At 40.5% G+C, this 6,403-nt stretch carries 6 protein-coding genes, 1 tRNA gene and 1 rRNA gene; 6 read left to right on the top strand and 2 right to left on the bottom strand.

The features are described 5' to 3' along the window. The 3 genes from rrf (at position 1) to H4J41_RS09545 (ending at position 2,050) form a co-directional block, all read left to right on the top strand. Positions 1-114, top strand: a 5S ribosomal RNA gene (rrf, locus tag H4J41_RS09555). A 44-nt stretch (positions 115-158) separates the two neighbouring features. Then, a tRNA-Tyr gene (locus H4J41_RS09550) sits at positions 159-243 on the top strand. A gap of 439 nt (positions 244-682) precedes the next feature. After that, positions 683-2,050 carry a DEAD/DEAH box helicase gene (locus H4J41_RS09545; RefSeq protein ID WP_182135890.1) on the top strand — a complete coding sequence of 456 codons (1,368 nt, stop codon included), beginning with the start codon at positions 683-685 and terminating at the stop codon, positions 2,048-2,050. 53 nt (positions 2,051-2,103) lie between these two features. Here the strand turns inward: H4J41_RS09545 and H4J41_RS09540 are convergent, their stop codons facing one another. Beyond that, positions 2,104-2,547 carry a YaiI/YqxD family protein gene (locus tag H4J41_RS09540; RefSeq protein ID WP_182135889.1) on the bottom strand — a complete coding sequence of 148 codons (444 nt, stop codon included), beginning with the start codon at positions 2,545-2,547 and terminating at the stop codon, positions 2,104-2,106. A gap of 107 nt (positions 2,548-2,654) precedes the next feature. Here H4J41_RS09540 and H4J41_RS09535 point away from each other — a divergent pair, with 107 nt between their 5' ends. From H4J41_RS09535 to H4J41_RS09525, 3 genes are all read left to right on the top strand, one after another. Next, positions 2,655-3,131: an acyl-CoA thioesterase gene (locus H4J41_RS09535; protein WP_182135888.1), complete on the top strand. Its 477-nt coding sequence runs from the start codon at positions 2,655-2,657 to the stop codon at positions 3,129-3,131. A 73-nt stretch (positions 3,132-3,204) separates the two neighbouring features. Beyond that, positions 3,205-3,558, top strand: a complete 354-nt coding sequence (locus tag H4J41_RS09530) for a DUF2750 domain-containing protein (RefSeq protein WP_182135906.1) — start codon at positions 3,205-3,207, stop codon at positions 3,556-3,558. 6 nt (positions 3,559-3,564) lie between these two features. Beyond that, entirely contained in the window at positions 3,565-4,821 is a 1,257-nt protein-coding gene (locus tag H4J41_RS09525; RefSeq protein WP_182135887.1) for a DEAD/DEAH box helicase, read from the top strand. A gap of 150 nt (positions 4,822-4,971) precedes the next feature. On the opposite strand, the gene H4J41_RS09520 is transcribed toward H4J41_RS09525, so the two are convergent. After that, complete coding sequence (locus H4J41_RS09520) at positions 4,972-6,087, bottom strand: alpha/beta hydrolase (protein WP_182135886.1); 1,116 nt, start codon at positions 6,085-6,087, stop codon at positions 4,972-4,974. Positions 6,088-6,403: the final 316 nt, after the last annotated feature.

Genomic DNA, 6,403 nt, shown 5'->3' with positions numbered 1-6,403 from the left:
CTAGCGACAATAGCGACATGGCCCCACCTGATCCCATTCCGAACTCAGAAGTGAAACGTGTTAGCGCCGATGGTAGTGTGGGAGTTCCCATGTGAGAGTAGGACATTGCTAGGCTTCTATTTAGAATACCCAGCTTATGGCTGGGTTTTCGGCCCTGTGGAGGGGTTCCCGAGTGGCCAAAGGGATCAGACTGTAAATCTGACGGCTCAGCCTTCGGTGGTTCGAATCCACCTCCCTCCACCACCATTCTAAAACCCGTAACTAACGTTACGGGTTTTTTCGTTTCTATCTATCAATTAATCATCTTTTTTAGAGCCTTGCCGCCGATAGTTCTTCTTTTTCTATGTGAATTTTTACAGAAAGGAAGGATGAGAAGTGAATAAGTAAGCAATCAAGGCATATAAAAGCACTTTTTTTTTTAGTGTTTACCTCCTGTAGTCCTCTTGCTTCTCTCCCTGTGAGATATTTTTACAGGTATAAAAGAATGAATGAGAAAGGAATAAGTGAATACTTAAGACATTAAAGAACAGCTTAACTTTACCTTCCCCTTCTCCATTAGTATTAATTTAGTTGCTGTTTATGATAGAAGAATAAGCACTTTCATTGCACTAAAGCCGTCTATACTGTATTCTGCATCGCCGTTTGACATTGGATCAAACCAACAGCGAGAAGAGAATATTCTATGAGTTTTACCGATTTAGGTTTATCTGCACCCATTCAAAAAGCCATTGCGGAAAAAGGTTACGATACGCCATCACCTATTCAAGCTCAGGCTATTCCTGCCGTGCTTGATGGTAAAGACGTTATGGCTGCTGCGCAAACGGGTACAGGTAAAACAGCCGGTTTTACTTTACCTATTCTTGAGCTGTTATCTAAGGGCGATAACGTCCGCCCAAACCAGGCTAGAACGCTTATTATCACTCCGACTCGTGAGCTTGCGGCACAAATTGCTGAAAACGTAGAAATGTATGGTAAATACTTACCATTGAAATCTACTGTAGTCTTTGGTGGTGTTAAAATTAACCCACAAATGCTGCGCTTGCGTCAAGGCGTTGATATTCTAGTCGCTACTCCTGGGCGTCTACTCGATTTATATAATCAAAAAGCGGTGCGATTTAATCAATTAGAGATTTTGGTACTTGATGAAGCAGATAGAATGCTAGATATGGGTTTCTTACGTGATATTAAGAAAATTTTATCTTTGCTGCCAAAAACACGTCAAACACTCCTATTCTCAGCAACATTTTCTCCTGATATTCGTGAATTAGCTAAAGGCATAGTTAATGATCCCGTTGAAATTTCCATTAGCCCCAAAAATACGACTGCTGAATCTGTTGAGCAATTAATTTATTCAGTTGATAAAAACAGAAAAGCCGCTTTACTGACGCATTTAATTCTAGAAAATGACTGGCAACAAGTTATCGTGTTTATGAAAACTAAACATGGCGCAAATAAATTAACTAAACAGTTAGATGCCGCAGGTATCAGAGCTGCTGCTATTCATGGCAACAAAAGTCAAGGTGCGAGAACTAAAGCTTTAGCACAATTTAAAGAGGGTAATATTAGCGTACTCGTTGCTACTGATATCGCTGCCCGTGGTATCGATATAGAACAGTTGCCACAAGTGGTTAACTTTGAATTGCCTAATGTACCAGAAGACTATGTGCATCGTATTGGACGTACCGGCCGAGCAGGTTCTACCGGTCATGCAGTATCTTTAGTCTGTGCTGATGAAATAGATTTACTTAATGATGTAGAACATGTCATACAAACGCATTTGCCAAGAGAAGTTGTTGCCGGTTTTGAACCCGTACATGCCTTACCAGAGTCACGTAATTTACGCGCTTTAAAAGCTCAAAAGCCAAGAAAATTTAAATCAGAAAGTGTTGAACATAAAGATGGTCAACGCTCGGGCGAAAATGCTCGTGGTCATAAACCGACTGGAAAAAACAGACGCCATATCGGCAATAGCTCTGCTAGTAACCCTTATGGCAATAGCGACGGTAATGGTGGCGGACGTCGCCGCATTAATCCTAATCCAAGTAAATAATGATAATAGCAAGGGCAAAATAATTTTTTGCCCTTGCGCTATATTTGCTTAACTTATTGCTGCGCTAGTAACTTATCAAGATTGTTAGCAAAAGCTTGTCGATCACTTTGGCTAATAGGTGGCGCTCCACCTGTTTCAATACCACTAGAGCGCAGCGTATCCATAAAGTCACGCATATTAAGACGTTGACGAATATTGGCCTCTGTGTAAAGCTCGCCTCTAGGGTTGAGTGCTAAGCAGCCTTTTTCGACGACTTCAGCCGCTAAAGGAATATCTGCTGTTATCACTAAGTCATTTGGCTCGGCTCGCTTAACAATTTCATCGTCAGCAACATCAAAGCCAGCACTCACTTGTACGAAGCTGATCACCTTAGACGGCGGTACTTTTAGATAATGATTAGCCAATAATGTTGTAAGTGTTTGAGTACGCTCTGCGGCTCGAAATAGAATCTCTTTAATAACTACCGGACACGAGTCGGCATCAACCCAAATTTTCATGGTTATCCTTTAAATTTTAACTATGACTTAACGGGTGTAATGTACCTTTAAAACGCAAATATTGTAACCACTGTTAGCCTTAATTTTACTGATAAATAGGAAGCACCATGAAGCAACCGCAACGCGATATAACCTTAAGATTTTTAGCTGAACCTCAAGACGTTAACTTTGGTGGAAAAGTTCACGGCGGTGCAGTAATGAAATGGATTGATTTGGCTGCTTATGCCTGTGCAGCAGGTTGGAGTGGTCGTTATTGTGTTACCGCTTATGCGGGTGGTATTCGTTTTGTGGCGCCAATTCATGTCGGTAGCTTAGTAGAAGTTGAGGCGAAAGTGATTTATACCGGTAAGTCTTCCATGCATATAGCGTTGAAAGTAAATGCCTGTGATCCTAAGTCATTAAATCGTCGACTCACTACGCATTGTATTGTGATTATGGTGGCTGTTGATCAGAATGGTCAATCTGAGCGTGTTCCTGAATGGATACCTAAAACAACGGCAGATAAAAAAGAGCATGACAGCGCAATAAAGTTAATGGAAATGCGGAAAAACATCGGCGAAGAAATGCAAATTTTTGTAGAATAGAGCCGCCATTTAAAAATAGTTTTCATCAGGAGTTCATGTGTTAGAGCCAGAAAAAATCAAACAAATATTACAGATGGATGACGCGCAGCGCGCCGTTTACTTTATCAATGAAGCGGTCAGCCAAAACGAGTTATGGATCTTAACTGATGAACATGGCTGTGTAATGCTCAACACGGAAGAAGAGGACTGTGTACCGGTTTGGCCGAATAAAGAGTTTGCCCAAGCTTGGGCTACCGATGGCTGGCAAGCTTGCCAACCTGAAGCAATTTCTTTAAACAAATGGTTTAGTCGTTGGAGCACGGGTTTAGCCGATGACGAACTCGCTATTGTGGTGTTTCCAAGCCAAGACGAGCAAGGCTTAGTATATTACCCTGATGAACTTGAGCATGAACTTAAACAAAAACAACATTCGATTAATAAGCGATAGATCATCATGAGTTTTTCGTCCCTAGCATTAGATAAGTCACTTACCGATGCCGTTAAAGCCTTAGGCTATGATCAGCCAACGCCGATTCAACAGCAAGCCATTCCAGCTATTTTAGCCAATAAAGACATTATGGCTGGAGCTCAGACTGGTACAGGTAAAACTGCCGCCTTTGCTTTACCTATTCTGCAACGTTTAAGCGAGAATATTCCAGCACAAAGGCCAATTAGAGCCTTGGTATTAACACCAACGCGTGAACTTGCGCAGCAAGTGTATAAAAGCTTTGTTAGTTATGCTGAAAATACTGAGCTGAATATTGCGGTGGCTTATGGTGGTGTCAGTATTAAACCGCAAATTGAAGCCATTGAGCAAGGTGCTGATATATTAATTGCAACGCCTGGCCGGTTGTTAGACCATATTGTTAATGGCAGTGTTTTGTTAATTCACCTTGAAACCATTGTTTTTGACGAAGCTGACCGTATGTTAGATATGGGCTTTAAGGATGAAATTGACCGTATTTTAAACCGTCTACCGCCTAAGCGTCAGACTTTATTGTTTTCAGCGACTTTTGATGATGCCATTTTCAAACTCAGTAAAACCTTACTTAATGATCCACAACTTATTGAAGTCAGTGAACGTAATACCGCAGCAACAAAAGTAGAGCAAATTGTTTATACCGTTGATAGTGACCGAAAACGTGAGCTTACTTCATTTTTAATTGGTTCTAAAAACTGGCAACAAGTGCTTATTTTTACTCGCACAAAACTGGGCGCGGATGAACTAGCAAAAGAAATGTCGAAAGATGGCATTAAAACCCAATCTATTCATGGTGACAAATCCCAAGGTGCGCGTGATAAAGCCTTAGCAGAATTTAAAGCAGGTAAAACTCGCGCCTTAGTCGCGACCGACGTTGCCGCGCGTGGTATTGATATTAGCGACTTACGTTATGTGATCAATTATGAACTCCCCTATATTGCTGAAGATTACATTCATCGTATTGGTCGCACCGGACGCGCAGGTAATGAAGGCTTAGCTATTTCTTTAATGAGCCCATCAGAAACTTGGTTGCTAGAAGCGGTAGAAAAAGTGTTAGACACCCGCTTAATGCAACAATGGCTACCAGGCTATGAGCCAGATTTAACTAAAACCGACCCACCAGCCCGTAAAAACACCTTAGGGCAGCAAAAAAAGCATGGTCGACAAAAGGCCTTTGGCGATAACAGTAAAGCTAAGTTGAATAAGCCGCATAAGTCACGTAAACGCTAAAGCAATAAATTAGTTCATCCTACTTATGATGACATTATAATCTTAATAGCCTTGCTAGTAGCGGGTTAGAGCAAGCAGAGGTTTAACTTCTGCTGGCTCTTGCACTAAACTGAACTTAGGTAAATTAAATTGAGGTAAAGTTAAGGCAGACTAAGTTAAGCGCCAAACTTGTGCTGATTTACATTTTCTTTTACGTGCACTGTCATCGTAAGCAAGATCATCAATACTTTGTCTAATGTCTTCATTAACCGTGGCCCATAAATAATAACTATGTTCTGTGACACCACGAACAATATCAGAGCAGTTGACTTGACTGATTTTATGGTGCAATTGCAAGGGTCGTGCTGTGCCATTATGGCCTAACCTATCGGTATTGCCTTTGGTGAAATCAGAAATATACATAGCTAAATCACCATTATTGTAATAAACCGTTACATGCTTGGCTAATTGATGCAAATTAACCATATGCTTTTTATCTTCAAAAATATCATCATCAACATCAGGTGCACACATAAAGATATGTTGAAATAATTGTGGACGGCGTTTTTGGTTATTGAGCTTATCTAATGAAACTAGGGCGTTTTGTAAAACAAAATTACCCATTGAGTGGCACAGTAAGTGTAGTTGTTGACCACATTCATTTATCGTCGGATCATTATGTTTAGGTCTGAGCGTCATCAGAAAGTCACGTAATTTAAGAAAGCCTCGCGCTACTGCTAAGCTTGAGTCTCTAGCATCGTTACGATCAGATAAATAAGCTTTATTTTTCACCATAGCGCCGTTTGAAGGCCAAGTAAAAAGAAACACGCTGGTATCCTTTAATTTATCATTATCTTGCGATATGCGGTTTAACATTAATTCTAATGCCATGGCAGAGGCGACCGCTTCAAACCAGTCAACATTAAAACCATGAATAAAAACCACCAGATCACGTTTCAGATCCATTTGTTTCTTGATCTCATTAAAAGCCACAGTGGAAGCCAGAGGTGTGGTGAGGTTTTTTGGTTCTACAAAAGCAGCGATAAGACTTTTTTTCCGTAATTTTTTTTCAATATAGCCTGATAGACTTTCACCATCACCTGAGCGGTTATGGACCTTATCACTCAGGTAGTCGGTTACTTTATTAGCACCAACTTCAACCGTGACTCGACCAAAACGTAAGTTATTAGGTCGGTCAGCACTAAAATCTTGTCCATAACTGTCGGGAGTCCAACGTTGACCTAAGTGATTTCTGTTAGTGGCATAATGTAGCGTTAACGTGAGCATATAAACATCCTGTAAATTTAATTAAACTAGAATAATTGTAGCTAATATATTCATGCTCACAAGCGACTTAGGTCATTATGCTGATGTTATACCTTGAAAATTCTTGCTTATTAAGCTCACTTTTCCCTGCTTTAGCGCGGCATCGTCATAATGACTGTTTAATATTTTAATGTGGATAGAATAGCTTGAGCCATGACTCCAAGGCCACCAAATAACAGCTAGGGCGGGTGTTTCTTGAAAGGCTGGCTGAGTAAAAATCAATTGGTTTTTATTCGGGTTTATTTGGGTTTATTAATTTACCCAATTCATCTTTAAG

The sequence above is a fragment of the Colwellia sp. MB3u-45 genome (assembly GCF_014077005.1).
Classification (GTDB): Bacteria; Pseudomonadota; Gammaproteobacteria; order Enterobacterales; family Alteromonadaceae; genus Cognaticolwellia.
Note: the sequence above shows the minus strand (reverse complement) of the source record. Positions and strands in the feature narration are given on the sequence as shown.

Bases quoted from the DNA above. Each gene is read 5' to 3' on its own strand.
- H4J41_RS09535 (WP_182135888.1), top strand. From the start codon at position 2,655: ATGAAGCAACCGCAACGCGATATAACCTTAAGATTTTTAGCTGAACCT.
- H4J41_RS09545 (WP_182135890.1), top strand. From the start codon at position 683: ATGAGTTTTACCGATTTAGGTTTATCTGCACCCATTCAAAAAGCCATT.
- H4J41_RS09540 (WP_182135889.1), bottom strand. From the start codon at position 2,547: ATGAAAATTTGGGTTGATGCCGACTCGTGTCCGGTAGTTATTAAAGAG.
- H4J41_RS09530 (WP_182135906.1), top strand. From the start codon at position 3,205: ATGGATGACGCGCAGCGCGCCGTTTACTTTATCAATGAAGCGGTCAGC.
- H4J41_RS09520 (WP_182135886.1), bottom strand. From the start codon at position 6,087: ATGCTCACGTTAACGCTACATTATGCCACTAACAGAAATCACTTAGGT.
- H4J41_RS09525 (WP_182135887.1), top strand. From the start codon at position 3,565: ATGAGTTTTTCGTCCCTAGCATTAGATAAGTCACTTACCGATGCCGTT.